Genomic DNA, 24,879 nt, shown 5'->3' with positions numbered 1-24,879 from the left:
AGTCCGAAGAGTCGGCGGCTTATGAGGCGACCGCTGGGACAAATGCTGGGGAGACCTCAGCGCTGCCTGAGGCTCGGGTGGTCAAGGCGGATCGATTCTCTCTGGTCTGGCTGCTGCCAATACTGGCATTGGCCGTTGGCGGCTGGCTGGCCTACAAGACCTGGTCTGAGCAGGGTCCCACCATTACCATCAGTTTCCCGACTGCGTCGGGGCTGCAGGCCGGCAAAACCAAGGTCAAGTTCAAGGATGTCGATATCGGTCAGGTCACCTCAATCCGCGTCACCAAAGACCTGGACGGGGTCAAGGTCACGGCCGAGCTCACCGCTGGCTCCGAGCGCTATCTGACCGAACAGACCCGGTTCTGGGTGGCGCGGCCGCGCATTACCGCAAGCCGGGTCTCGGGCTTGGAGACGCTGCTCTCGGGCGCCTACATTGCTGTCGACCCGATCGTTGATGGCAAGTCAACCCGCAGTTTCAAAGGCTTGCCAGAGCCGCCCGTGATTACCACCGATGAGCCGGGGACGCGCTTTCGGCTGCGCTCGTCGACGCTTGGGTCACTGAATCTGGGCTCGCCGGTCTATTACCGGCACATTCAGGTCGGACAGGTCGTGAACTATGAGCTCGATGACGATGGCGAGGCCGTGACCATCGACATCTTCATCACCAAGCCGCATGACCGCCTGGTATTCGTGAACACGAGGTTCTGGAATGCCAGCGGCATCGATCTGTCGCTCACGGCGGACGGCGTCAACCTGGATACCGAGTCGCTGATCTCGGTGCTGCTTGGCGGCGTTGCCTTCGATACCCCGGATACCCTCGAGACCAAGGGCGCGCCGGCAACGGCTGATCAGTTCTTCCCGCTCTATGCAAGTCGGGCCGATGCCCACGAGCGTATCTACCTGAACAAGCAGCGCTACCTGATGGTGTTCAAGGGCTCGGTGCGAGGGCTCAGCATTGGTGCGCCGGTGTTGTTGCAGGGCATACAGGTCGGGCAGGTGCTGGATATCCAGTTGCGCTTCGATCCCGATGCGCTGGACTTTTCGATCCCGGTGCTCATCGAGATCGAGCCCGAGCGGATCAATGTCGCTGGTGGGGTCGACCAGGCTTTGGCGAATGATCCGGATATCCTGAACGAGCTGATTGCCGCGGGGATGCGCGGACAGCTCAAGACTGGCAGCCTGCTCACCGGTCAGCTCTATGTGGATCTCGATTTCCACAAGGATGCACCGACCGCCGCCTTGCGCCAGCAGGATGGCTATCGGGTACTGCCGACGGTGCCGGCGCCGATCGAGGAGGTCACGACCAAGGTCAAGAACATCCTGACGCAGGTCGAGGCCTTTCCGCTTGCGCAGATTGGTACGGAGCTGACCAGCATCCTCAACAGCACGAAGGCGCTGGTCGAGTCCAATGCCACTCGGCAGGCGCTCAAAGAGCTCGAGCAGACAATCGCCGACCTGAGCTCGATCGCTGACCAGCTCGACAGCAGCATCGCACCCGAGCTGACGGCGATCTTGAGCCAAAGCCGGAAGCTGGTTGCCAACATCAACGGACTGATCGGTCCCGAGGCTCCCCTCAACATCGAAACCCTGCGTACAATGCGCGACATAGGCGCCGCAGCGCGCTCAATCCGCACCTTTGCGGACTACTTGGACCGTCATCCAGAAGCCTTGATTCGGGGCAAGGGGGCCATGCAGCGATGAGCGACTTACAGACTCGACGGCTCCCGATGCTGGTGTTGCTCGGTCTGCTGCTCGCGCTACTGGGTGCTTGCGCCAGCTCGCCGCCGTCGAGCTTCTATTTATTGACTCCCTTGCCAGAGGCAGACGGCCGCAACAGCGATATCCGAGGCGGCAAGCTCTCGATTGGCATCGGCCCGGTGGTCTTCCCGCAGTTTCTCGATCGCCCCCAGCTGGTGGTCAGGGATGGCTCTAACCGCTTGGAGCTAGAGGAGTTCAATCGTTGGGGTGGCACCTTGCAGGATGACTTCTTGCGGGTTTGGGGTGAGAATCTGGGCTATCTGCTCGACACCAGTCGTATCCTGATCTTTCCCTCGGAGTCGCGAGCGCCTCTCGATTTTCGCATCACTGCCGAGGTGGTCAATTTCGAAGGACGGCAGGACGGGGAGGCCGTGCTCAAGGTGCGCTGGGCGGTGATGGACCCGCGCTTGGAGCAGACCCTGGCCTCGCGCGATGACCTCTACCGTTGCCCGATCCGACCCATCCCGGCTACCACCGATCGCGGTCAGATGCAGGTCCTCGGGCTCATGGCTGCGGATACTGGGCAGGATTCGGAGGCCATCGTGGCTGCGATGAGCCGCTGCCTTGGCCGCTTCAGCCGAGATGTGGCTGAGGTACTGAAAGGGTTGCCGAAGCCGCAGCCGCCGCCCTCGGATCAGGTCTTCTAGATCAGGGCTCTCGAGTCATCCTAGCTCGTCGATATCGCTTCAGTTTCTTGTTTTGAGGAGTCAGCACTGATGAGTCGGACGCAACCGCAACCTGGATCGCGCGCTGCAAGCGCGGCGAGCAACCTGGACGACAGACATCCAGGCTGTCGGTCGCCCATTGGGGCAGCGGAGATGCGGCAGCGGGCGCTCGTTTGGCCCCTGCTTCTCGCGCTGCCGCTCTTGCTTGCTACGATGGGCAGTCTTGCAAGCGACGACAAGTCCGCTAAGCAGGATGACAAGGCGAGCGCACAGCAGGGGCCGCCACCATCGGTCGTCGTGGCTGCAGTGCAGATGCAGGATGTGGCCTCAGAGCGTCGCTACATCGGAACCATCAAGGCGATTCAGTCCGTCGATGTTCGGGCGCGGGTCGAGGGCTTCCTGGAAAAGGTTGCGTTCAAACAGGGGCATACGGTCGAAGCCGGCGAGTTGCTCTACCAGATCGAGCAGGATCAGTATCAGGCCGCCTTGGCCAGCGCCGAAGGTGAGCTTGCGGCTGCGCAGGCATCATTAGCGAGTGCCAAGGCTACATTGGAAGACAAGCAGGCCGATTTCGAGCGCTTCGCGGCCTTGGTCAAGAAAGGCGACACCTCGCAGACCAATTTCGATCGTGCCAAGGCGCAGCGCGACGAGGCAGCAGCCTCCGTCGAGAGCGCCAAGGCCAGCATTAAACAGGCGCAAGCGGGGATCGAGCAGGCCAAGATCAATCTTGGCTATACCACCATCACCAGCCCGATTGACGGCCGCATCGGTGCGACCAAATACACCGAGGGCAATCTGGTCAACACCAGCAGCGGTACCTTGGCGACGGTTGTGCAGCTCGATCCGATCCGGGCCGTGTTCTCGATTCCGAGTGCAGATTTCGTGCGTATTCAAGAGCGCGTTGCCGACGATGGCGCCGATCATGCGCGGGACCTGTTCGTGCCCGAGCTGATTCTGCCAACCGGCAAGACCTATGACCAAAAGGGTAAGGTCGCGTTTGCTGACAACCAGGTCAATCCAGCTACCGGCACCATCCCGATCTACGCCGACTTCCCGAATGCCGATCGATTGTTATTGCCCGGCCAATTCGTGACCGCGCTGGTTCGCACCGCCCAAACAAAAGAAGAGCCGGTGGTTCCAGCATCCGCAATCCTGCGCACTCGCGAAGGTGAGCAGGTCTACCTAGTCGGCAAGGACAATCGCGTCGAGCAGCGCACCATTAAGACCGGGGTCCAGGTCGGCACCGGCTATGCCGTCACCTCTGGCCTGCAAAGCGGTGAGATCGTCATCGTCTCTGGCGTCCAAAAGGTCAAGCCAGGTATGACGGTGAAGCCGGTGAAGCAAAGCGCGAGTGATGGAGCAAACGGGTCTAGCTCGGCCGACTCTTCAGCGGGAGCTGACGATTCTGAGACCTCAAGCGGTGCAGCTGCCGATAGCGATCGCAAGGCTCAGGATGACCCGGCAACAGAGGAAAGCCAAGGCAGCGGAAAGACGAGCGACCAGAACACGAGCAGCGGCTCTAGCAGCTCGAGCGGGGCTGCTGAGTCGAGCCATGAGGCGTCTGATTCGGCCTCGGATGCCAGCGAAAGCGGTGATTCAGAGGCTGCCAGCGGAACTGGAGCAGGATCTGGCACAGCATCCAGTGCTGGATCGGCCGCGGCAGCAACCGGCAACGGCGCGAGCAATTCCAAATGATCTCCAAGACCTTCGTCGAGCGGCCGCGGCTGGCGGCTGTTGTCTCCATCGTGCTGGTGATCGCTGGCCTGCTCGCCATCTTTGCCATGCCAGTGGCGCAGTATCCGAATATCACGCCGCCGGTCGTACGGGTCACGGCCAGCTATCCAGGTGCCGATGCCCAGACCATCGCCGACACCGTCGGCAGTCCGATCGAGCAGCAGGTCAACGGCGTTGAAGACATGCTCTACATGTCGTCGGTTGCCTCCAGCTCTGGCACCTATACGCTCACGGTCAGCTTCGAGGTCGGGACCGATCCGGATATCGCCCAGGTCAATACCCAGAATCGAGTCTCACAGGCATTGGCCTTGCTCCCGCAGGAGGTGCAATCGCTCGGCGTGACGGTGCAGGCAGAGTCGACCAACCTGCTGCTGGTGGTCGCGGTCTACTCGCCAGATGAGAGCAAGGATGCGCTGTTCCTGTCGAACTTTGCGACCATCAATATCCAGGATGAGCTGGCTCGCGTTACCGGTGTCGGCGAGGCCAATCAGTTCGGTCCACTGAACTACTCGATGCGGATCTGGCTGCAGCCGGCGCGCATGGCCGCGCTTGGCATCTCGCCGCAGCAGGTGCAGCAGGCAATCGAGGAGCAGAATATCCAGGCCGCGCTCGGCTCGGTTGGCGCCCCGCCCATCGGCGATGACCAGGTCTCGCAATTCACCATCGTCACCGAAGGACAGCTGATTACACCGGAAGAGTTTGGCCAGATCGTCGTGCGCACCGCCGACGATGGTGGAATCGTGCGGGTCTCGGATATCGCCCAGGTCGAGCTTGGCTCGCAGTCGTACACGGCAGTGACCAAGTACAACGGCAAGCCGGCAGCAGGCATTGCCATCTATCAGGCACCCGGCGCCAATGCGCTGGGTGTTGCTGATGGCGTTCGCGCTGAGTTGGAGAAGCTGAAGGCGCGCTTCCCGGACGGGGTCGCGGCCGACGTGATGTATGACTCCACCCTGTTCGTGACCGCCTCGATCCACGAGATCATCGTCACCCTTGCGATCACCGCTTTCATTGTGCTGATCGTGGTCTATGTCTTCTTACAGGATCTGCGAGCGACGATCGTTCCGGCGGTTACCATCCCGGTGTCGCTGATCGGCGTCTTTATCGTCCTGCTCGCCATCGGATTCTCGGCCAATACCATCAGCCTCTTCGCGGTGGTGCTCGCGATAGGCCTGGTCGTCGATGATGCGATCGTGGTGGTCGAGAACGTGCAGCGCATCATGCTCGAGGAAGGACTCGATCGGCGGGCGGCCACCCTGAAGGCGATGCAGCAGGTGACCGGACCGATCATCTCGACAACCCTGGTCCTGTTCGCGATCTTTGCGCCGGTGGCCTTTATCCCTGGCATCTCGGGCGAGCTGTTCCGACAATTTGCCGTCACCATCTCGGCCGCGGTGGCGATCTCGGCGCTGAACGCGCTAACGCTCTCGCCGGTGCTGACCTCGCTCTTCCTCGGGACCCCGAAGGAGGCGCGTCGCGGCCCGTTCAAGTGGTTCAACGTTGGCCTAGACAAGACCCGTAATGGCTACGTGAATATGGTCTCGCTGATCGCGCGTCGCTCTGCCGTTGCGGGACTGCTCATCATCCTTGCCGGCGGCTCGGCCGCTCTTATCCTTGATCACCTGCCGAGCGGCTTCCTGCCGAACGAGGACCAAGGTGTGCTCTTCCTCGACGCCAGTCTCCCTGCTGGTGCCGCGCTGCCACGGACCAACGAGGTCCTGAGCGACGTTCGCGAGATCGCCGCGAAGACACCGGGCGTGGCAAATGTCCTGACGGTTGCGGGCTATAGTCTGCTGACCAGCTCTCCGTCGTCGGATGCAGGTCTTGCCGTCATCGTGCTTGACCCCTGGGATGAGCGCACCACGCCTCAGACCCAGATCCGTGGTCTGATCGAGACCATGGGCGCACAGTTCAACGCGATATCGGCGGCCAATATCCTGCTTTTCCCGCCGCCCCCGATTCCCGGTCTTGGCAATGCTGGCGGCTTTGCGCTGCAGTTGCAGGCGCTGGGTGGACAGTCGCCACAAGAGCTGACCCAGGTCCTGAAGGGCTATCTGGCCACGGCCAATCAAAGCCCGGATGTGTCCAATGCCTATTCGACCTTTAATGCCGATACGCCCCGGATCTATCTGGACCTGGATCGCACCCAAGCCCAATACCTGGACATCCCGGTCTCGGCCGTGTTCAACACCATGCAATCGGTGTTCGGCAGCACCTATGTGAACAATTTCACCTATCTAGGTCGTACCTTCCAGGTCAACCTGCAGGCGGAGCAGGATGCGCGCTCGGCAGCCGCTGATATCGGCTCCACCTATGTGCGCTCGAACAGCGGCGAGATGGTGCCGATCGAGGTGGTTGCCGATATCCGTAACGAGCTGGGCGCGGACCTAATCTTCCGCTACAACCAGTTCCTTACCGCGGCGATCAATGGCAGCGCCCCACCTGGAAAATCGACCGGCCAAGCCATGGCAGCGATGGAAGCCACGGCCAAGCAGTCGTTGCCAGACGGCTACTCCTATGAATGGACCGGGATGTCCTACCAGGAGGCCGAGCAGAGTGCTGGTGGCGAGGCTGCGATCTTCGGCCTTGCCGTGTTGTTCGGCTATCTGTTCCTGGTGGCGCTCTATGAGAGCTGGGCGATCCCCTTTGCAGTGCTGACCTCGGTCACGGTCGCGGTGCTCGGCTCACTGCTGACGCTCTGGATGGTTGGGCTGGACAATGACCTCTATACCCAGATCGGCCTGATCCTGCTGATTGGCCTGGCGGCCAAGAACGCGATCCTGATCGTCGAGTTCGCCAAAGAGCAGCGCGAGGACGGCAAGAGTCGCTTCGAGGCGGCGCTGGCCGGTGCTCGGATGCGTTTCCGGGCGGTGCTGATGACGGCACTTGCCTTCATCATCGGCCTGTTACCGTTGGTGCTAGCTACAGGTGCTGGCGCCAACTCGCGGATTCATCTGGGCTTCACGGTACTCGGTGGGATGTTGGCCGCCACCATCTTCGGCATCCTGGTGATCCCGGGCCTGTATGTGATGTTCCAGTGGATCGGCGATAAGATCGGCGAGCGGATTGCACCGCATCGCCAGTCGATTCCAGCGGAATCCAACAAGTCGAAGCCCGACACCGAGACAAGCTAAGCTGTCTTAATTGGCTCGCGCTGGTTTCCTTTCCAGCGCGGGTGTTCTCTTGACGGCAACGAGCCCCAGAATGCGGTGCCTAAAACCGATTACTGATATAGCTCAGTGCGCGGCTGATCGGGAGCTCGCTATTGGAGGGGCCGGTGCGAATCAGGAACGATTCGCCGCTGTTGCTCTGGCGCAGATAGACGGGCGTCTCGGAGGGCTCGCACTCGATGACACCAATCTGTTTGTCATCAAGCCAAAAGAGCCGCAGCTGCAGATGGCGCATGGCCTCGGCACCGAGGTGCTGATTGACCAGGTTCTTGAAATGAAGCAAGCACTTGTCGTCATTGGCGAAGCCGTCTGCGGCCAGCCCGAGCCGCTCGCCATCATCGGCCACCCCGAGCAGCAGGATACCGCCCTCGCTGTTCAGAAAGGCGGCCACGCCCTTCAGCCAAGCCAGCTCGATGGCCTTATCGTTCTTGCCGCTGCGGAGGTTCAAGCGCATGGTCGACTTGAATTCGAGATGCGCGCTCTCGCCACGCCCAATGAGGTCATAGAGTTCAGTCTCGGGCTGGCTCGGGTCGATGCTGAGCTTCGGCAGCTCGCGCAGCCGATGGCTGTAACGACGCACGACGAGCAGCGCGAGGCCGATGGCAAGAGCCAGGATGGCCAGCGCGATGCTGGCAAACAGCGGCCAGCGTTGTTGTAGCAGCCCGAGCGGGCCGCTACTGGGGTAGGCTACCGCCACCCAAGCGCTGCGTTTCACTAGGTCGAGCGGCACGAATCCGGCCCACCAAGATTGTCCATCGCTCTCGAAGCGGACCGGCTGGTCCTCCGGCTCACCGGCGGCGCGCCAAGCCGCGATCGCCTCGAAGGCGGTCGCGCCGCCGAGACGCCGCTCGGCGCTGTAGAAGCCGCTGACCGGTGGGCGTGAGTCGGATTCATGGCTGTTGGGTCCGCTTGGCGGGGGGCCATAGACGCCGCCATCGCGATCGAACAGGAAGCCCCGACCAGCCGAAGTCGCCTGCAGCCCGTGAATGGCCGTCAAGATCCGAGCGAGCGTCACATCCAGCGCCAGCACGAGCAGCTCGCCATCCTCGCGCCAGGCCGTGGCCGCGGTGATGCCGGGCTCGTCGAGTGAATCAAACTGATAGGGCTGGCTCCAGACCACTGATGCGCTCGCCACGAGTCCCGGTGGGCTGGAGGCTGTTTCAGTCTCGGGTCCGGATGGACTGTGGGACGTTTCAGTCTCGAGACCGGTATCCGAGGCTGAGGCTGAGGCTGAGGTCGAGTTTGAGGCTGAGACTGAGGCCGAGTCTGGGGCTGAGGCTAAGTCTGGCGTTGAGTCTGAGTGTGGGATTGGCGCTTGCGCGGCGGCTGGCACTCCGGTGCCTGATGTCGAATCCGGGCGCTCGGCGTCGAGCGCTTGCACCGCCGCTTGGAACCAGGGTCGCTGTCTCGGGTCGTGGGTGCTCGGCTGTTGGCGTGAGCTGACGCGGTCATCGTCGTTGAGCCATTCGGAGATCCGCGCGGTGCGGGCCCTGCTGGCGGTGGTCTCCGGCGGCGCCTGGCGCTCGAGGGTGATCCAGCGTTCGCCGTCGCGACGGAGGAAATACTCGCGCCCGCTGTCATCCGCAAACACGGCACCGGCGATCTGTCCAATATGCGCGAGCGGCGGCATCAGCTGCTCGTTCAATGGCTGCACGTCGGTCGGTCTCAGGTCGCGGTTCCGCACGCCATCGCGTAGGATCAGCAACTGCTGACGCACCGGCTGCAGCAGGCCCTTGATCTCGTCCCGCAGCAGCGCCGAGGCGCTCTGAAGTTGGGCCTCGGCGAAGCCGCGTTTGATGTCATTGATGACCAGGGCGCTGGCCGCGCTCAAGATGCCGACGGTCACCAGGATCAACACCACGAGATCGCGGAACAGGCGCACGCGGAGCGGATCAGCCGGCGCCTGCTTTGAGAACAGTCGCGTTCTCATGCGTTGGTGCTCTGCATCAAGTCCGTGCGCTATCCAAGGCGTAGGCCGACGGCGGTAGGATCGGCTCGCGCTCGAGCACCAGGTCAGCGATAAGCCGGGCCGAGGCGGGACCGGTCACCAGGCCATTGCGAAAATGGCCGGCGTTGACGTAGAGCCCTTCGACCTCGGGGTAAGGACCGATATAGGGGATGCCACTGGGTGAGCCGGGTCGCAGACCCGCCCAGTGGTCTTCGATCGGCGTGCGCTTAAGCAGCGGGAACATCTCGGTGGCGACCCGGTAGAGCTCTTCCTTGGCCTCGGCGGTCGTGCGCTTCTCAAACCCGGCTTCCTCGAGGGTGCTGCCGATCAGCACCCGGCCGTCCTTGCGCGGGATCACATAGCGCTCGCGATAGAGCGAGAGATGCCGAATCTGACCGGGCTTGGCGTAGAACAGGATCATCTGTCCGCGCACCGGCCGGATATCGGGCTTGCGCCCAAGCTTCTCGAGCAGTTGCGCGGTCCAGGCTCCGGTGCAGACGATGACGTGCTCAGCCTCGATGGAGCCGGTGGTGGTGGTGACACCGCGCACGCGGCCATCGTCGACGCGCAGATCCAGCACCTCCTCGCGCTCGCGCATCTCGACGCGCTTGTTGATGCTGGCATGTAGGGCTTTGGTCAGCCGCGGATTGCGGATCTGCGCGATCTCAGGCATCCAGAGGGCGCCGTCGGTGTCGACCCCAAGCCCCGGCTCTTTGTCAGCGATCGCAGCGCGATCCAGGATCTCCATTGTGGCCTGTTCGGTCTCCGCCCAGTTCAGGGCCAGATCGGGCGCGTCCGGGTCGAGAATCATCATCCCGGAGCGGTTGTACTCAGGGTCGACACCGGTCTCTTCGAACAGGGCCTCGCAATAGTCGGGATAGAGACGCTGGCTCCAGCTCGCCAACGCCGTGACCGCTCCGCGATAGCGCCAAGGATAGAGCGGCGAGAGGATGCCGCCACCGGCCCAGGATGATTCCTTGCCGGTGCTACCCATCTCCACCAGCGTGACCTTGGCGCCGGCGTTCGCCAGCTCGCGCGCGGTCATCAGGCCGATGACCCCACCGCCAATAATCAGGATCTTTGTCATGCTCACAGGTTATTCTGCTCGGCAATCGCCTCCCGAAGAGGCTCGGCACTCGTCGGCTGTAGCTCTTTGGGCAGCGCGAACACCACCTGCTCGCGGATGCCGGATTGTTCCTTGACCTCACCAGCGCCCCATTCCTGGAGCCTGGCGATGACCTGCTCGACCAGCAGCTCGGGCGCCGATGCGCCAGCGGTCAGCGCGACGCGGCTGCCGGGGCTCAGCCAGTCGCGTTGGATATCGTCCGCGCCATCGATCAGGTAGGCCGGGATGCCTTGCTTCTCGGCCAGCTCGCGCAGTCGGTTCGAGTTCGAACTGTTGGCCGAGCCGACCACCAGCATCAGCTCTGCGTTGGCGGCGAGCTCGCGTACCGCGTCCTGTCGGTTCTGGGTCGCGTAGCAGATGTCGCTCTTCTTCGGGCCGACCAGGTTTGGGAAGCGCGCCTGTAAAGCCTCGATGACGCCTGCGGTGTCATCGACCGAGAGCGTGGTCTGGGTCACATAGGCGACGCGATCGGGGTCGGCCACCTCGAGCCCGACGACCTCCTCAGCGGTCTCGATCAGGTGCATGCGCCCGCCATCGGCCTGGCACTGGCCGAGCGTGCCTTCGACCTCCGGATGGCCGCGGTGGCCGATCAGCACCACGTCGAACCCGGCCTTGCAGTGTCGGGCCACCTCGAGATGGACCTTGGTGACCAAGGGGCAGGTCGCGTCGAAGATGCGCAGTTCGCGCGCGGCGGCCTGCTCGCGCACCTGTTGTGAGACCCCATGGGCGCTGAAGATGCAGGTGGCGCCGTTGGGGATGGCCTCGATCTCGTCGACGAAGATGGCGCCGCGGTTGCGCAGATCATCGACCACATAGCGATTGTGCACGACCTCATGGCGCACATAGATCGGTGCGCCATAGAGCTCGAGCACGCGCTCAACGATCTCGATGGCGCGGTCGACACCGGCACAAAAGCCGCGGGGATTGGCAAGGAGTATGTCCATTGAGGCAGGGGCCTTGCGGCCAGGCTGGGCAAACATGGCCTCATTCTAGCAGCCGTGCCGCAGTAGGGCAGTCGGGTTATCCTAAGGGTGCAAACGAAGACTGGGCCGAGCGAGCGGCGCGAGAGTCTGGGCGAGACTTGGAATCTGCCATGGCCAAAGGGCCGGCGATAATCGCCCGCGACAGCGAAACGATCAGGATGCCGGATACAGCTGCTGACCAACCCGTTCGATGTGTGCGAGCAAGGCTGTGTTTTCAACAGACTCAACCTGGCAGATATCGATCTGATAAGGCAGCAGCAAGTCGTCGATGCGGCCTTCCAGGGCCGCTAGATCGGCTTCGGTTAGCGCTGGGCCAACGAGCGCGATGTCGATATCCGAGCCCCGACGATAATTGCCTTTGGCGCGCGAGCCAAAGATGACCGCGCGCTGCAGATGCCGGGTGCGGGCAAGTTCATCGCGGAGCTGGGCGACGACGCCCGGCGGCAATCCGAACGGTTGCTGATCAGTCATCTTGGTTCGCCATCAGTGCCTGCATGCGCTCGGCAAAGGCCTGGAACAACGCGAGATAGCGCTCGGCGATGATCTGAGCCAACTGATTGGCGCGGGCCTCATCGTAGGTATGCGCCGAGAGATTGCGACTGCGGATGGTCGCCATCCAGCCATCCCCATCATGGATCAGGCCGCGCTTGAAGGCCTCGCGGATCGCATCGCGAGAGCCCGTGATGTTGGGATTGCCTTGATATTCAAAGTAATCCTTCATCAGATTCCAGCCTAGTTCTTGGGTGAGCTCGAAGGCTTTGATCAGTCCTTGCTGCTCCAAGCGCGAGAGCGGGCGTGGGTGCGCAGCTGCACAGCTTCCTGTAGCTGGCTTAGCGCGCGCAAGTAGTTGCTCAGGCGTTGTTGCCAGCGAATGTCGATGGGGTGCGCATCCTTTGTCATCGAGTGACTTCTCTCACCGAGTTCCCGAGTTTGGGCAGAAAGGGGTGTGCGAGCCTCGTTTGTGGTAACGATCAGTGAGCTTAGCGCATCGTTGCTAGGGCCGTAGACCTGTGCACGCTCGCCCTCCAAGCCAGCCAGAGTTTCCGCAGCGGGGTGAGGCCGATGCGTTGATCGGCGACATCGAAGTTGCTGCGCTCCAGAACCATTAGCAGGTCTTGATGCAAGCGGAGCTGGACTCGGATGGCTGGCGTCAGGTTGGTCGATGTCCGACGCGTTTTGGGTGTCAGCAATGCGCGAAATCGCTTGAGGTGCTGGGGGTTGGCTGTCGCTTGTCCAGGTTGGGCCTGCTTGGGCTCTGCCTCTGCCTCTGCCCCTGTTTCTGCCTCTGTCTCTGCTTCCGCCTGATCGGGTGCCGTTGCAAGCAATTGCTCGGCAATTGGTCGCAAGAGCTCCGGGAGGCGTTGGCGGCCGTCGGCGCTGGCGAGCTGCTCATGGCTGAGTCCGGCCGCGGCGAGCTGGTCGGCCGGAAGTACCTCGCGACCGCGGCGCAGCAAGAGGCCGGCGTCGCGGATGCGCCGCACTTGGGCACACCAGCCACCCGTACGTCGCGCTGTGGTGAGCTGGCCCTGGTCATCAGCGTTAGCGCCTTCGCAACGAGCGATGAGCTCGAACAGGGCGCCGAGGTCTTGCTCGTCGCTCTGGCGTTGTGCCTGCAGGTCGGGGTGGCGATGTGCGCGCAGGGTACGATCGACTGCGTCGATGAGGTCGATGAAGGCGGCTTGCGAAAGACCGTATTCATTGATCACAGGTGCCAAGCGCTGGCTCAGCGGATGCCGTGGCTCGCCGGCAAAGAGGCGATCGATCTCGCTGCGCCACCAATCGAGCTTGATGCGAGCGATGCCTGGATCGCTGACCTGATCGGGGATCGCCTGCAGCTCGGCGCGGAGCGCGAACAGCGCCGCGAGCGTATTGCGATGCCGGCCCTTGCTCATGCGCACCGCATAATAGGCACTGGAACCTGCGGGGGTGGTGCGGTTTGGAAACCCCCATTCGAGACTGGCAGCACTTGGCCCCTGGTCTGGACCGGTCATGCCACCAGCGTCAGCCGGCTCGGCCGCAGACGCCTTGGGCTGTTGGTCTGGCCTGGCCGGCTTGACGGGCATAGGCTCAGGCTTAGCTCGCCGCAGCTGAGACGCCGATTGGCGCGTCAAGATCGAGAAAGCGCAGCACCTCGAGCGGGTGCTCGAGCAGCCCATCAGCGCCCCAGTCGCGCGGATGCAGCTCGATGCCGAGATAACCATAGAGGGCAGCGAGGGTGCGCATGCCAGCGGCGCGTCCAGCGAGGACGTCGCGCTGGTCGTCGCCGACATACCAGCACGCCAGCGGGTCGCGATCGATGAGGCCACAGGCATGGAAGAGGGGGTCGGGATGCGGCTTGGCGCGGGCCGCGGTATCGCCACTGACCACGCAGGCGGGCTGGAACGGCAACGCCATCGCCTCCAGCAAGGGGTCGGTCAGCCAGCCTGGCTTGTTGGTGACGATGCCCCAGCAGGTCCCGCGTGCCTCAAGCGCCTCGACGAGATCGGCGATGCCGGGAAACAGGCAGGTCTCGCAGTGGATGTCAGCGGCGTAGAGTGTGAGGTATTCGCTGCGCAGGGCTTCGTAGTCCGGATCGCCGGGCAGCAGTCCGAAACCAACTGCCAACATCCCGCGCGAGCCGGAAGAGACATGTGCACGCGCCTGCTCGAGCGGCACCGGTGGGCGGTCGTAACGGGTCAGCAGCCGGTTCAGCGCTGCGGCCATGTCTGGCGCGGTATCGGCGAAGGTGCCGTCCAGGTCGAACAGCACCGCGTTTGCGGGCGTCGGCTCAGGCATCAACGACACGAGGCATCTGGCAGGTGACCAGATAATTGACATCGATGTCTTTCGACAGCCAATAGTGCCGCGTGACCGGGTTGTAGCTCAGGCCGGTGATGTCGGTGATGCGCAGCGGTGTGGAGCGCACCCAGCGATCGAGCTCGGAGGGTCGGATGAAACGGGCGAAATCATGGGTGCCGCGCGGCAGTAGATTCAGCACATACTCGGCGCCGATGATCGCGAACAGGTAGCTCTTCGGGTTGCGGTTCAAGGTCGAGAAGAAGACAAAGCCGCCGGGGCGTACCAGACGTGCGCAGGCGTCGATCACCGAGCCCGGGTCAGGCACATGCTCGAGCATCTCCATGCAGGTGACCACATCGAAGCTGGCCGGGCGCTCGCCGGCCAGCTGCTCGACCGGCAGTTGACGGTAATCGACCTCGACCCCGGTCTCCAGCGTGTGTAGCTCGGCGACCTTGAGCGGCTCCTCGCCCATGTCGATACCGGTGACCTTGGCACCGGCGAGCGCCATGGCCTCGGACAGGATACCGCCGCCGCAGCCGACATCGAGCACCTCGCGTCCATCGAGTGCGACCCGGCTTTGTACATAGCTGAGCCGCAGAGGGTTAATCTCGTGAAGAGGCTTGAACTCGCTGTCCGGGTCCCACCAACGCGAGGCGAGGGCCTCGAACTTGCTGACCTCGGCGTGATCGACGTTATGTAGGGTTTCGGTCATAGGATTCTGATGATTGATTCGCGCTATTGGCGGCGGTCTGACTAGATCAGCCTGTCGGTTGGGCCTTCGGTGGCCCCTGGTTGGCGTTTTTGGACACTGCGCTCAACACTCAGCCGGAAAGCCATAGGGCGGTGGGCTGAGCTTGAGTGGGGGGCCATCGTCCCCGAGACGCAGCTCGCCCTGCTCGGCGGCGCTGATCTCGGCGACGACCAGCATCTCCCAATGGCCAGCCTGGGTGCTGCGGGCGTCGACGACGCGGCCCGGTGCCTGCTCCGAGCTGCTGCTGGTTGAGCTGAGGGGGGTGCCTGGCCTTGGCGGCTCGGCGTCGGCCTCGAGTGCGGCCTCGGCCACATACATCCGTCGCTTGAGCTTACCCAGATACTGCATCCGGGCGACCACCTCTTGGCCGGTGTAGCAGCCTTTGTGGAAACTGACCCCGTCGATGAGCTGCATGTTGGCCATCTGCGGGATGAAGGCGTCGCTCGTCTCCGGGAGCACGATCGGGAGTCCGGCACGGATGTCCTGCAAGGCCCAGGCATCTGGGCTCGCGGCGTCGGCGCCAGCTGCCCGGGCGGCTTCCCAGGCCGCCCGAGCGGATTCGGCAGGTCCGATCAATAGAAAACGGGGGGTCGGGTCGGCGACTCGAATCAAGGCGGTGTCGCCGGCGCGGACCATCGCGTTCGGCAGCTCCGGGAGACGTCCAAAGGCATGGGTCAGTGATGGCTCGGCACAGTCGCCGATAACGCCCAAGCAGACCAAGGCGTCGCTGGCATCGTCGATCTGTGCCTTGGCGCGCAGCAGGAACATCCGCAGGCGCTTCTGCAGGCTCTCCTTCTGCGCCCGTGGCAATACGAGCAACAGGCTGTCTTCGACGCGCAGCACGCGGAAGTTGGCGAGCATTCGACCCTTCGGGCTGCAATGGCTACTGAGCTGGCTGTGGGTTTCGGAGATCTCGCGGAGATCGTTACTGACCTGTCCTTGTAGGAAGTCATGTGCCTCGGGGCCGCTAATGGCAATCAAGCCATAGTGCGAGAGGTCGACGACGGCACAGTCGGGCTCGGCCGGCGCGTTGTCGAAGTACGCGGCGCCGTCTTCGCCGATGCGGCCACCCTGAGAATCGAGAAAGGCTTGCCAGTCTTGGTGCATAGTGGGGCTCTCGTGCGGCGGCCGCCCTTGTGGGTTGAGCCGCCGGACTGTTGGTCTGAGATCGCTGATAGGATTGTTAACGGGGTCGATAGCTCGCGGCTCGGTCGAGTGCCAGGGGATGATACCGAGATGATAGCGGCATGATAGCGGATCGGGCCGCGCCTTGAGTGCAGCTGATATAGTGTCCGGTTTGGCATCAAGCTGCCCGTCTGTTCATGCGACAGGATTGCGCACTTGCTTGTCTGATCTTGCACCGGAGATAACAACGCTTTGTCTTTGCATCAAGCCATTCCACGGACCGGCAGTCTGGTCGTTTATAAGAATCGACCGGCGCGGGTGCTGGCCGCGGCAGAGAAGATCGAGATCGAGATCGAGGGCGGGCAGACCAAGCGCGTGCGGCCTAAGGATGTCCTGTCGCTGCATCCTGGGCCGGTCTCCAGTTTGACCGAGCTGCGTCCACCAGAGGTCCATCCACAGGAGGCCTGGGAACTGCTTGAGGGCAGCGAGACGGACCTGAAGGAGCTGGCTGAGCTGCTCTATGGTGAGCATAGCCCAGGCGCCGCCTGGGGTGCTTGGGAGCGACTCAACGAAGGGCTCTGGTTTGAGGGGACCACTGAGGCCTTGCGCCCGCGCGACGGCGAGCTGATCGAGCGTGACCGGGCCGAGCGGGAGGCCAAGGCCAAGGCCAATCAAGCCTGGGCAGCGTTGCTGCAGCGACTGCGCGAGGGCCGCATCGAGCCCGAGGCCCGAAGCGCGCTCGGCGAGGTCGATCGGCTCGCCACCATGCAGGGCGCGCACAGCCGTATCCTGAAGGCGCTGGGCTACGAGGAGAGCCCGATCAGCGCCCATCGGCTGTTGGTCTCGGCCGGCTATTGGCCGCCGATGCACAACCCCTATCCGGCCCGGGTTGGCGCGCCCGTCGGCAATCCGGAGCTGCCGGTCCCGAGCTTGGCGGCGGCCGTCGACAGGCCCGGTGAGCCGGAACGACCGGATCTGACCCATCTGCCGGCGTTCGCGATCGATGATGAGGGCAACCAAGATCCCGATGACGCGATCAGCCTGGATGCTGATCGGGTCTGGGTCCATGTCGCCGATGTCGCCGCGCTGGTGGCGCCAGACTCCGAGCTCGACCGCGAGGCGCGGGCCCGCGGAGCCAATCTCTATCTCCCCGAAGGCACCATCCACATGCTGCCGGTGGCCATCACCGAGCAGCTCGGGCTGGGGCTCGAGTCCCGCTCGCCGGCGCTCTCATTCGGCATGCTGCTGGATGCGCAGGGGGAGATCAGCGATATCCAGATCCAACCCAGCCTGGTGCAGGTGCAGCGGCTTAGTTATGCCGAGGCCGACCGGCAGCTGGAGCGAGCGCCGCTTGCCGAGCTGGCGCAGATCGCCGAGCGTTATCGCCAGCGCCGCCTGGCGCAAGGTGCGGCCGAGATCGATCTGCCCGAGGTGAGCGTGCGGCTGCACGAGGATCAGGTCTTGATCCGCCCGATCGAGCGCACCGGCTCGCGCTCGATGGTCACCGAGCTGATGCTGATGGCGGGCGAGGCAGCAGCCCGCTACTGTCTCGCACGAGGCTTGCCGATCCCCTATGCCACCCAGCCGGCCCCAGAGCGCATCGAGCAACCGGTTGGCATTGCCGCGATGTATGCCTACCGGCGGCTGTTCAAGCCGAGCCGCACCGTCGTCGGTGAGCCTGGACGTCACTTCGGTCTCGGACTCGATGCCTACACCCGGGCCACCAGTCCGCTGCGACGCTATGCCGACCTGCTGGTCCATCAACAGCTGCGCCAGCATCTGCGCGGCCAAGAGCCGCTGAGCGCCGAGCAGGTCAGCCAGCGTGCCGGTGAGGCCGATCAGGGCGGGATCATCGTGCGCCGCGCCGAGCGACAATCCAACCTACATTGGAAGCTGGTGCATCTGAAACAGCAGCCCAAATGGCAAGGCGAGGGCGTCGTGGTCGAGCTGCAAGAGCGTAAGGCCACGGTGCTGATCCCGGAGCTGGCCTTGGAGACGCGCGTGCGCGCCAAGCAGAGCTTGTCTTTGGATCAACGCGTGCCTTTGGCCCTGGCAGAGGTCGATCTAGCGCAGGCCGAGTGCCAGTTTCGACTGTTGAGCTGACCACCAACCCGCGAGATGGCATCCTTCCATGGAAGCAACGAGCTATAGCACCATCGACGACTTGTTAGCGTGGTGTGAGGATCGCGATTGATCTTGGCCTGCTGTTTGGGCAGCCGTCATAGCAGCAATCCCACGACCGCCCCGGTCATCAGCGTGGCAAGCGTGCCGGCAAAGATCGATTTGAAGCCGAGCGCGGCGATCTCGGCGCGGCGCTCGGGCACCATGCTGCCGAGTCCACCGAGCAGGATGCCGAGGCTGCCGAGGTTGGCGAAGCCGCAGAGGGCATAGGTCATGATCAATTCGCTGCGCTCGGATAAGGCCCCTTCCGGTAGATCGGCCAGCGCGATGTAGGCGAGCAGCTCATTGAGTACGGTCTTAGTGCCCATCAGTGCGCCCGCCGTGGTCGCCTCTTGCCAGGGGATGCCGATGAGCCAGACCACCGGCGCGAACAGCCAGCCGAGCATCCGCTCCAGCGTCAGCGGCTCGCCGGTCACCGTTGGCAAGAAGCCGAGCAGCTCGTTAGCCAGCGTCACCAGGGCGACCATCACGATCAGCATCGCGATGATGTTCAGCAGCAGCGGGATGGCATCGAGCGTGCCACGGGTGATGGCGTCCATCGCGCCGGTTGCGGGACTTTCGATCTGCGGGGTTGGCTCCGCGCTGCTGCGGTCGCGATGGAAGGGTACGAGGATCTCAGCGAGCAGCAGTGCCGCGGGCGCGCTGATCAGCGAGGCGGTCAGGATGTGGCCGAGGGCATTTGGGATGGCCCCGCTGATCAGGCTTGCATAGAGGATCATCACGGTGCCAGCGATGGTTGCCATGCCGGTGACCATCAGCGCGAACAGCTCGCCGCGGGTCATGGCTCTGAGATAGGGCTTGACCAGCAGTGGCGACTCGATCATGCCCATGAAGATGTTGGCCGCGGTGCCCAGCCCGAGCGCGCCACCGATGCCGAGGCTGTGGCGCAACAGCCAGGCGAAGGCATTGACCAGCCATGGCAGCAGGCGCCAGTAGAACAGGAGCGCAGAGAGGGCACCGATCACCAGGATCAACGGCAGTGCTTCGACCGCGAGGATGAAGCGATTGCCAGCCTCGACGACCTCGAACGGGGGGTCGCCCCCGCCCAGGTAGCCAAACACAAAGCTGGTGCCAGCCTTGGTAGCCTGTTGCAGTCCCTCGACGACGCCGTTGATCGCGATGAAGATGCCGCGCGCCTGCGGGATGCCCAGCAGGAGCACGGCGAGGGCGATCTGCAGCACGAGCCCGCCGATGACGACCCGCAGGGAGATGCCACGCCGGTCCTCGCTGGCGAGCCAGGCAATCAGCAGCAACAGAGTGATACCCAGGCTGCCCTGCAACAGTTGGCCGATGGTTGTGGTCATAGCGAAAGTCTGCTGGGCGACGGTTGCTGGGCGATGGTTGCTGATCGGGCCATGCTGATCTTGCTGCGCTGATCGGACCATGCTGAGCGGGCTGCGCTGATCAGGCCATTGATCGGGCCATGACAGCGTTGCAATGGGCAGGGCATTGTTACCACAATGCGAACAATACCAATATCCATCCATCTCTGATGAGGAATCTTCGATGTTCCAAACGACTAAACCGATCGCATCGGCTCCCTGGCTGCTGGCACCGCTGTTGATGCTGCTGAGCAGCTCGGTGCTGGCCGCCGATCCTGGCCGCGATCCGGGCCAGTACTTCTTCAACCAGACCTTCGGTGACTTCAGCGAGGAATTGGAAACAGCGCGCGCGGAGGGGAAAGAGGGGATTCTGCTGATGTTCGAGATGGACGAATGCCCCTTCTGCCATCGGATGAAGACCACCGTGCTCAATCAGCCCGGGGTGCAGGACTACTTCCGTGAGCACTTCCTGATCTTCCCAGTGGATGTCGAAGGGGATATCGAAGTGGTCGATTTTGCCGGCAATCCGGATACACAGAAGGATTTCGCGCTCAAGCAGTTCCGTGTGCGGGCCACGCCGGTGTTCGCCTTCTTCGACCTCGACGGTGATCTGGTCGCCCGTTACACCGGTGCCACGCGCGATAGCGAGGAGTTCATGCTGCTCGGTCAGTACGTGGTCGAAGAGGCTTACAAGGACACCACCTTCACCAAGTACAAGCGAGCCAAACGCGACACTGACCAGCAAGCGGCATTGTCTGAGTAGGACCAACCCAGATACCCCGACCTGATTACCCCAGCCGGGGCAAGTTCCCACGAGAGGAGGACCCATGACGGATGCAAAGCAAACAACCGACAGGGCCGGTGCACACTGTATGCGCTGCCTCGTCAGTGGCCGCGTACAAGGCGTTTCCTTTCGCGCCTCCGCTGCCCATGCGGCGCAACGTGCCGATATCACCGGCTACGCCCGCAACCTGCCCGATGGTCGGGTCGAGGTGCTCGCCTGCGGCGACTCCGACGCGCTCGACGGCTTCAAGGCCTGGCTGCACCGTGGACCTTCGGCGGCTGAGGTCTCTGCCGTCACCTGTGAGGCGCAAGACTATCGACCGCTAAGCGGGTTCTCGACCCAGTGAGCCGGAACGGGTCAGCTCGGAGGTTTCGGCCTGCGTGTTAGCTGACCCAAGCCTCGGCGCTGAGACGCTCGATCCCAGTGCGCACGCCGCCCTGTGGCTGCAGCTCGAGCCAGCGATAACCGGGTGGCAGCCGGTCTTCGGCGAAGTCATCGCTTCCCGGCTTGAACTGAGAGCAGGTGGATGGGGTGGCGAGCAGACGGGGGCCCTGCAGCTGGCGGTCGAAGGCTTGATGGATATGACCCCAGAGGATGACCTTGAGCTGTGGATATCGCTCGCCGAGGGCGATGAGGTCGGCGCCGTTCTCGACCTGCATGGTGTCGAGCCAGCGGCTGCCAATGGGGATTGGCTGGTGGTGAAGGGCGACAAGGGCTGGGCGCTGATGGAACGTTTGGAGATGCTGATCTAGCGCGGAGAGGGTCTGAGGACGGAGGCGGCCTGCGGACGAACCCCGCCTGGTCGAATCGAGCAGCAGGAGGTCCCAAGGGCCAAGGCGCTTGACGCGAAAGTCACGGTCTGCGCCAAGCTCAACCTCTGCGGCAAGGAGATCGGGGCGGTCGTGGTTTCCCGGGATGCAGAAACAGGGGCATCCGAGCGCGTCGATGCATTGGCGAAGATAACGATAGCCCTCGGCACGCTCATCGTGCACGAGGTCGCCGGTAAAGAGGATCGCGCTCGGTGGCCAATCGGTTGTGGCTTGCGCCTGCGCGAGCACCTGCTCGAAGCGCTCCCGGGTGCATTGGCCATAGAGTTGATGCTCGGGTTCGGCGAAGAGATGCAGGTCAGTGAATTGGAGGATGCGTTGAGGCTTGGATGGCTTAACCTGGGTGATGATCTCTTGGGTGCCCGAGGGCGTCGACTCCGTGATGATGTGGTTGCCGGGGTGGGAGGCTGTTTCATCGGAGCGGGTCATCGAAGGGCATCTATGGCTGCGTTGTCATCTCGTGCTCGGTGGTGAGCCTCTCTGGCTATAGCACCCCCGACCTGTTACGGCAACGTTGCATCCCGTGAACTATGACGCAGTTCTCGCGCTGACGCGATCGTCAGCCAGATTGGCCGCAGGTTTGCTATCGATTCTGGCGGTGCTCTATTGATGCTCTATCGGCGCTCTATCGGCGCTGGGAACTGGCGCTGCTTGAGTCTCAGTCCGCGATGGGGAAACTGACTGTGATGGCGATCGCGAAGGCCAGCGCGTTGGCAAGCGCTGCGACCAAGGGATGCCCAGTGCGTCGGTAGATCCAGCTGCTGAATAGGCCGAAGACCACGAAGAGGACCAGGATCGCGGGAATGATGATGACAAGGAAGAACAGTTCCTGGAGGTTCAGCACCACGGCCAACATCAGCGAGACCAGGAACAACAGCTTGGTCAGTGCATAGCCCCCCACGAAGGCCCCCTGGCCACGCGTCAGCCATTCATCGGTGACAAACCAGAGCGCGGTCGCGATCAGGAGCACCGCCGAGATGCCAAAGCGGTGGGGGTCGGGCAGGAAGGCGGCGACGAAGAGGTCGGTCGGCAGCGCAATGCTGAGGGTCTGATAGGCGATCACCGCTAGCAGGGCAATCATGAAACCCGAGACCGAGATGTCTGCCTGTTTGTGCAGGCGGGTACCGAGCCTAGCGAGACGGGATGTCGTCGTTTGGCTCGGGGTCTGGCTGCCAACCTGAGCCTCGGCCGATCGTCGATGCAGCAAAAGCAGCATGAGACCGCTGAGCAGCGCATAGACCGCAAAGTGCAAGGCGATGTAGTCGGCACTCGCAATCGGCAGGACATCGCTCGGGAAGGGACGCAAGATCAACGGCGTCAGCAGTGCCGGAAGCAGGGCGGCCGGTAGTAGCCTGCGCCAGTCGAGACCCGCGCCCAGTGGCTCAGTGCTCACTTGGGGTAGCAGGCGTGAGAGCGGCCAGGCGAGTAGCACGACGCCGAGGAAGTAGAGCCCAAGCCAGGGGCCGCGGGCATCGATCCAGCCACTGCCTCGGTGATCGAAGACCTGGTTCAGCCAGTCCAGGGCGGCCTCGAGCGCGGTGCCACTGTAGAGGACACCGATGTGCTCGACATCATCGGCGATGACCAACCGACGTGCACTGCCGGTCTCATGATCACCGTAGGTGACGTTGGGCTCGACCTCACTGCTCGTCAGATCGGCGACCGCAGCGACGGCGGCACGGCCTTGGTCGAGGATCATTTGCGGCTCCCATTCCCCGTAGACGAACAGCATATTGTCCGGGGTTTCGCCGCGTCGGTGCTCACCTAGGTCTTCGGAAAGATAGGGGGACACGGCGACGATGGCATCGAGCTCACGACGCTGCTCGGCATCATGACCTGCGTAACGGACGGCGATATCGCCGGCCATGGAATGACCAAGAAGCGCGAGTCGACCATCGTACTGAGGCAGCTCGCTGGCATAGCGCACAACCGCTGCCAGTGCATCGAGCAGGTCCTGAGCGCGACGCTCGTCGCCGATCTCGCCCTCCAACGGCAGCGGATTGGCCCCGTGGCCTGGAAAGTCGAAGCTCAGCGCCGTATAGCCGTTTCGGGCCAAGGTGCGGGCAAAGGGCTCCATCATCTGGCGCGAGCCGGAGAAGCCATGGGCTATCACGACGACCGGCATCTGACCGCTGGCGGTTGGCCGATAGACCGTCACCGGTGCCTGGTCGAGATCGATCTGCTCGTCGATCAGTCCCCGGTCGGTCAGGATCATCCACAGCAGTCCGATCAGCATCAGGGTGAGTGCCGCGCCGGTGACGAGGGCGTCGATCAGGCGCCAGCGTTGGGCGCGTGGCTGCGTAGTGGTCAGGCGTGTGCTCATGGGACTGGATGACCTCGATTGCCAAGCAGAAACGGGTGCTCGCTGCTCGCCCCTTAGGGCGGCCCGACAGCGGTGACTCTGTCGCCTAGTCAGTGCAGATAGGTGCCATCGGCGCCAATCTTGCCGGGGCCGTCCAGCACCCAGATCCCGGCTGAGCTGCCCTTGACCTGGAAGCTGAGGTGGCCGTTGCTCTGCTGTTCGGCGCCGCTGACCGCGTCGCGATAGAGGCCAGGGCGGATATCGCCGACCTCCACCTGCTGATCACTGCCGATGGCCAGGCCAACCACGGCATAGGAGCCTTCGGCCGAGAGGTCGCGGACGAAGGCCATACCGCTGCCCCATTCCTGCACCTGGGTCATCGCGGCCTTCTGCAGGGCTGGGACCTGGCGACGGATCAGGTTTAGCCGCTGGATGTGGCGATAGAGCGGGCGGGCCTGGGTATCGGCGATGCGATCCTCCTCGAGATGGTCGCCGAAGTAGGCGCGGCCGGTGCTCTCCAGTGTGTCCTTCTCGCCCTCGACATCCTGCGGCGCACCGCGCATGAAGGCGATCTCCTCGCCATAGTAGAGGCAGGGGATGCCGCGTGCGGTCCAGAGCAGGTTGTAGGCCGCGGCGGCCATCCAGTCCTCGCCCTTGAAGCGGTACTTGAAGTCGTTGTCAGGGCCGACGTCATGGTTCTGCAGAAAGGTGACCAGGCTGGTCGCGTCACCGTAGATCCAGTCCATCGACAGCACCTGCGCGGTGCCGGCAAAGGTGCCCTTGCTGACGGTGTCGCGGAAGGTCGAGAACAGGCCGAAGTCGAGCTGGGGGAAGCCGGAATCACCGCCGCTGTTCGGGTCGCGAGGGTCGTGGCCGAGGCGGGTGTACCACCAGGGTCGGATCTCGCTCGGACCATTGTCGCCGCCGCCGAGATCGCCCCGGCCATAGCCTTTGACCAGGTTCTCGCCGAACACGAAGAGGCCGGGCTTGTGCGCCTTCCAGGCATTCACGTACTCGAGCAGGTTGTCGCGCTCGACGTGCTTGACGGTGTCGATGCGCAGCGCGTCGACGCCCATGTCGAGATAGCGATTGATGGCGCTGATCAGATAGTCCTTGACGTTCTGGCGCTCAGTGGCCAGATCGATGCAGTCACCGGCCAGGTGCTTCTGCTGCAGCGGATGGGCGCTCTCCCAGTCGCCACCGCAGATGAAGCCGTCTTGGTGGTACCAGCTTGGGTCCAGACTCTGGGCGTCGATGCCGAAGAAGCGGCCTGGATCATAGCCGGGCTTGGGCAGCGTCTCGCCAGTCTTGGGGTCGACCAGCGGCTCGATGCCCTCGGGATCACGTTCATGGCGATCGCGATACCACTCGTGCGCGACGGGATTATCGATGTCGTCGCGATTCGGCCAGGCATAGTGGCCGAGAT

General features: G+C 63.3%; 21 protein-coding genes. 7 read left to right on the top strand and 14 right to left on the bottom strand.

Translation table 11 applies throughout. The features are described from left to right. From ACY693_RS01780 to ACY693_RS01765, 4 genes are all read left to right on the top strand, one after another. Positions 1–1,700: PqiB family protein (locus tag ACY693_RS01780; protein WP_462320115.1), on the top strand; the 1,700-nt coding region annotated here is incomplete at its 5' end. After that, a complete protein-coding gene (locus tag ACY693_RS01775; protein ID WP_462320114.1) occupies positions 1,697–2,404 on the top strand; it encodes a PqiC family protein in 708 nt (235 codons plus the stop codon). The genes ACY693_RS01780 and ACY693_RS01775, both read left to right, overlap by 4 nt. Before the next feature lie 231 nt (positions 2,405–2,635). Further along, on the top strand, positions 2,636–4,117 hold the full coding sequence (locus ACY693_RS01770) for an efflux RND transporter periplasmic adaptor subunit (RefSeq protein WP_462320113.1): 1,482 nt from the start codon (positions 2,636–2,638) through the stop codon (positions 4,115–4,117). After that, a complete protein-coding gene (locus ACY693_RS01765; RefSeq protein ID WP_462320112.1) occupies positions 4,114–7,290 on the top strand; it encodes an efflux RND transporter permease subunit in 3,177 nt (1,058 codons plus the stop codon). Before ACY693_RS01770 ends, ACY693_RS01765 begins: the two co-directional genes overlap by 4 nt. Positions 7,291–7,369: 79 nt before the next feature. Here ACY693_RS01765 and ACY693_RS01760 read toward each other — a convergent pair whose 3' ends face one another. The 10 genes from ACY693_RS01760 to ygfZ form a co-directional block, all read right to left on the bottom strand. After that, positions 7,370–9,256, bottom strand: coding sequence for an AlbA family DNA-binding domain-containing protein (locus ACY693_RS01760; protein WP_462320111.1), 1,887 nt, complete (start codon positions 9,254–9,256; stop codon positions 7,370–7,372). 16 nt (positions 9,257–9,272) lie between these two features. Continuing rightward, the gene (gene thiO / locus ACY693_RS01755) at positions 9,273–10,361 is read right to left on the bottom strand and encodes a glycine oxidase ThiO (RefSeq protein ID WP_462320110.1); all 1,089 of its coding nucleotides are present in this window, start codon (positions 10,359–10,361) and stop codon (positions 9,273–9,275) included. Between the two features lie 2 nt (positions 10,362–10,363). Then, positions 10,364–11,344 carry a 4-hydroxy-3-methylbut-2-enyl diphosphate reductase gene (gene ispH, locus ACY693_RS01750; protein ID WP_462320109.1) on the bottom strand — a complete coding sequence of 327 codons (981 nt, stop codon included), beginning with the start codon at positions 11,342–11,344 and terminating at the stop codon, positions 10,364–10,366. Positions 11,345–11,536: 192 nt separating this feature from the next. Then, the gene (locus ACY693_RS01745) at positions 11,537–11,854 is read right to left on the bottom strand and encodes a nucleotidyltransferase family protein (protein WP_462320108.1); all 318 of its coding nucleotides are present in this window, start codon (positions 11,852–11,854) and stop codon (positions 11,537–11,539) included. Continuing rightward, the gene (locus ACY693_RS01740) at positions 11,847–12,164 is read right to left on the bottom strand and encodes a nucleotidyltransferase substrate binding protein (protein WP_462320107.1); all 318 of its coding nucleotides are present in this window, start codon (positions 12,162–12,164) and stop codon (positions 11,847–11,849) included. Before ACY693_RS01740 ends, ACY693_RS01745 begins: the two co-directional genes overlap by 8 nt. Further along, positions 12,146–12,283 carry a hypothetical protein gene (locus ACY693_RS01735; RefSeq protein WP_462320106.1) on the bottom strand — a complete coding sequence of 46 codons (138 nt, stop codon included), beginning with the start codon at positions 12,281–12,283 and terminating at the stop codon, positions 12,146–12,148. The genes ACY693_RS01740 and ACY693_RS01735 overlap by 19 nt, the downstream gene beginning before the upstream one ends. Positions 12,284–12,363: 80 nt before the next feature. Beyond that, on the bottom strand, positions 12,364–13,446 hold the full coding sequence (locus ACY693_RS01730; protein ID WP_462320105.1) for a squalene/phytoene synthase family protein: 1,083 nt from the start codon (positions 13,444–13,446) through the stop codon (positions 12,364–12,366). A gap of 10 nt (positions 13,447–13,456) precedes the next feature. Continuing rightward, positions 13,457–14,158 carry an HAD family hydrolase gene (locus tag ACY693_RS01725; RefSeq protein ID WP_462320104.1) on the bottom strand — a complete coding sequence of 234 codons (702 nt, stop codon included), beginning with the start codon at positions 14,156–14,158 and terminating at the stop codon, positions 13,457–13,459. Continuing rightward, a complete protein-coding gene (ubiG, locus tag ACY693_RS01720) occupies positions 14,151–14,873 on the bottom strand; it encodes a bifunctional 2-polyprenyl-6-hydroxyphenol methylase/3-demethylubiquinol 3-O-methyltransferase UbiG (protein ID WP_462320103.1) in 723 nt (240 codons plus the stop codon). Before ubiG ends, ACY693_RS01725 begins: the two co-directional genes overlap by 8 nt. Positions 14,874–14,975: 102 nt before the next feature. Beyond that, on the bottom strand, positions 14,976–16,019 hold the full coding sequence (gene ygfZ, locus ACY693_RS01715; protein WP_462320102.1) for a CAF17-like 4Fe-4S cluster assembly/insertion protein YgfZ: 1,044 nt from the start codon (positions 16,017–16,019) through the stop codon (positions 14,976–14,978). 270 nt (positions 16,020–16,289) lie between these two features. Here ygfZ and ACY693_RS01710 point away from each other — a divergent pair, with 270 nt between their 5' ends. After that, positions 16,290–18,140, top strand: a complete 1,851-nt coding sequence (locus tag ACY693_RS01710) for an RNB domain-containing ribonuclease (RefSeq protein ID WP_462320101.1) — start codon at positions 16,290–16,292, stop codon at positions 18,138–18,140. Positions 18,141–18,256: 116 nt separating this feature from the next. Here the strand turns inward: ACY693_RS01710 and ACY693_RS01705 are convergent, their stop codons facing one another. Continuing rightward, entirely contained in the window at positions 18,257–19,522 is a 1,266-nt protein-coding gene (locus ACY693_RS01705) for a NupC/NupG family nucleoside CNT transporter (RefSeq protein ID WP_462320100.1), read from the bottom strand. A 202-nt stretch (positions 19,523–19,724) separates the two neighbouring features. Here ACY693_RS01705 and ACY693_RS01700 point away from each other — a divergent pair, with 202 nt between their 5' ends. Both ACY693_RS01700 and ACY693_RS01695 read left to right on the top strand, forming a co-directional pair. Continuing rightward, positions 19,725–20,303 carry a thioredoxin family protein gene (locus ACY693_RS01700; protein WP_462320099.1) on the top strand — a complete coding sequence of 193 codons (579 nt, stop codon included), beginning with the start codon at positions 19,725–19,727 and terminating at the stop codon, positions 20,301–20,303. Positions 20,304–20,367: 64 nt separating this feature from the next. Beyond that, positions 20,368–20,670, top strand: a complete 303-nt coding sequence (locus ACY693_RS01695) for an acylphosphatase (RefSeq protein ID WP_462320098.1) — start codon at positions 20,368–20,370, stop codon at positions 20,668–20,670. Between the two features lie 37 nt (positions 20,671–20,707). Here the strand turns inward: ACY693_RS01695 and ACY693_RS01690 are convergent, their stop codons facing one another. From ACY693_RS01690 to ACY693_RS01680, 3 genes are all read right to left on the bottom strand, one after another. Next, positions 20,708–21,580, bottom strand: coding sequence for a phosphodiesterase (locus tag ACY693_RS01690; protein WP_462320097.1), 873 nt, complete (start codon positions 21,578–21,580; stop codon positions 20,708–20,710). 229 nt (positions 21,581–21,809) lie between these two features. Beyond that, positions 21,810–23,474 carry an alpha/beta hydrolase gene (locus tag ACY693_RS01685; RefSeq protein WP_462320096.1) on the bottom strand — a complete coding sequence of 555 codons (1,665 nt, stop codon included), beginning with the start codon at positions 23,472–23,474 and terminating at the stop codon, positions 21,810–21,812. 89 nt (positions 23,475–23,563) lie between these two features. Next, positions 23,564–24,879: alpha-amylase family glycosyl hydrolase (locus ACY693_RS01680; RefSeq protein WP_462320095.1), on the bottom strand; the 1,316-nt coding region annotated here is incomplete at its 5' end.

It is taken from the genome of Halochromatium sp. (assembly GCF_054919635.1).
Note: the sequence above shows the minus strand (reverse complement) of the source record. Positions and strands in the feature narration are given on the sequence as shown.

Excerpts from the sequence above, each read along its gene's own strand:
- ACY693_RS01775 (WP_462320114.1), top strand. The coding sequence starts at position 1,697 with ATGAGCGACTTACAGACTCGACGGCTCCCGATGCTGGTGTTGCTCGGT.
- ACY693_RS01770 (WP_462320113.1), top strand. The coding sequence starts at position 2,636 with ATGGGCAGTCTTGCAAGCGACGACAAGTCCGCTAAGCAGGATGACAAG.
- ACY693_RS01765 (WP_462320112.1), top strand. The coding sequence starts at position 4,114 with ATGATCTCCAAGACCTTCGTCGAGCGGCCGCGGCTGGCGGCTGTTGTC.
- ACY693_RS01760 (WP_462320111.1), bottom strand. The coding sequence starts at position 9,256 with ATGAGAACGCGACTGTTCTCAAAGCAGGCGCCGGCTGATCCGCTCCGC.
- thiO (WP_462320110.1), bottom strand. The coding sequence starts at position 10,361 with ATGACAAAGATCCTGATTATTGGCGGTGGGGTCATCGGCCTGATGACC.
- ispH (WP_462320109.1), bottom strand. The coding sequence starts at position 11,344 with ATGGACATACTCCTTGCCAATCCCCGCGGCTTTTGTGCCGGTGTCGAC.
- ACY693_RS01745 (WP_462320108.1), bottom strand. The coding sequence starts at position 11,854 with ATGACTGATCAGCAACCGTTCGGATTGCCGCCGGGCGTCGTCGCCCAG.
- ACY693_RS01735 (WP_462320106.1), bottom strand. The coding sequence starts at position 12,283 with ATGACAAAGGATGCGCACCCCATCGACATTCGCTGGCAACAACGCCTG.
- ACY693_RS01730 (WP_462320105.1), bottom strand. The coding sequence starts at position 13,446 with ATGCCCGTCAAGCCGGCCAGGCCAGACCAACAGCCCAAGGCGTCTGCG.
- ACY693_RS01725 (WP_462320104.1), bottom strand. The coding sequence starts at position 14,158 with ATGCCTGAGCCGACGCCCGCAAACGCGGTGCTGTTCGACCTGGACGGC.
- ubiG (WP_462320103.1), bottom strand. The coding sequence starts at position 14,873 with ATGACCGAAACCCTACATAACGTCGATCACGCCGAGGTCAGCAAGTTC.
- ygfZ (WP_462320102.1), bottom strand. The coding sequence starts at position 16,019 with ATGCACCAAGACTGGCAAGCCTTTCTCGATTCTCAGGGTGGCCGCATC.
- ACY693_RS01705 (WP_462320100.1), bottom strand. The coding sequence starts at position 19,522 with ATGACCACAACCATCGGCCAACTGTTGCAGGGCAGCCTGGGTATCACT.
- ACY693_RS01700 (WP_462320099.1), top strand. The coding sequence starts at position 19,725 with ATGTTCCAAACGACTAAACCGATCGCATCGGCTCCCTGGCTGCTGGCA.
- ACY693_RS01695 (WP_462320098.1), top strand. The coding sequence starts at position 20,368 with ATGACGGATGCAAAGCAAACAACCGACAGGGCCGGTGCACACTGTATG.
- ACY693_RS01690 (WP_462320097.1), bottom strand. The coding sequence starts at position 21,580 with ATGACCCGCTCCGATGAAACAGCCTCCCACCCCGGCAACCACATCATC.
- ACY693_RS01685 (WP_462320096.1), bottom strand. The coding sequence starts at position 23,474 with ATGAGCACACGCCTGACCACTACGCAGCCACGCGCCCAACGCTGGCGC.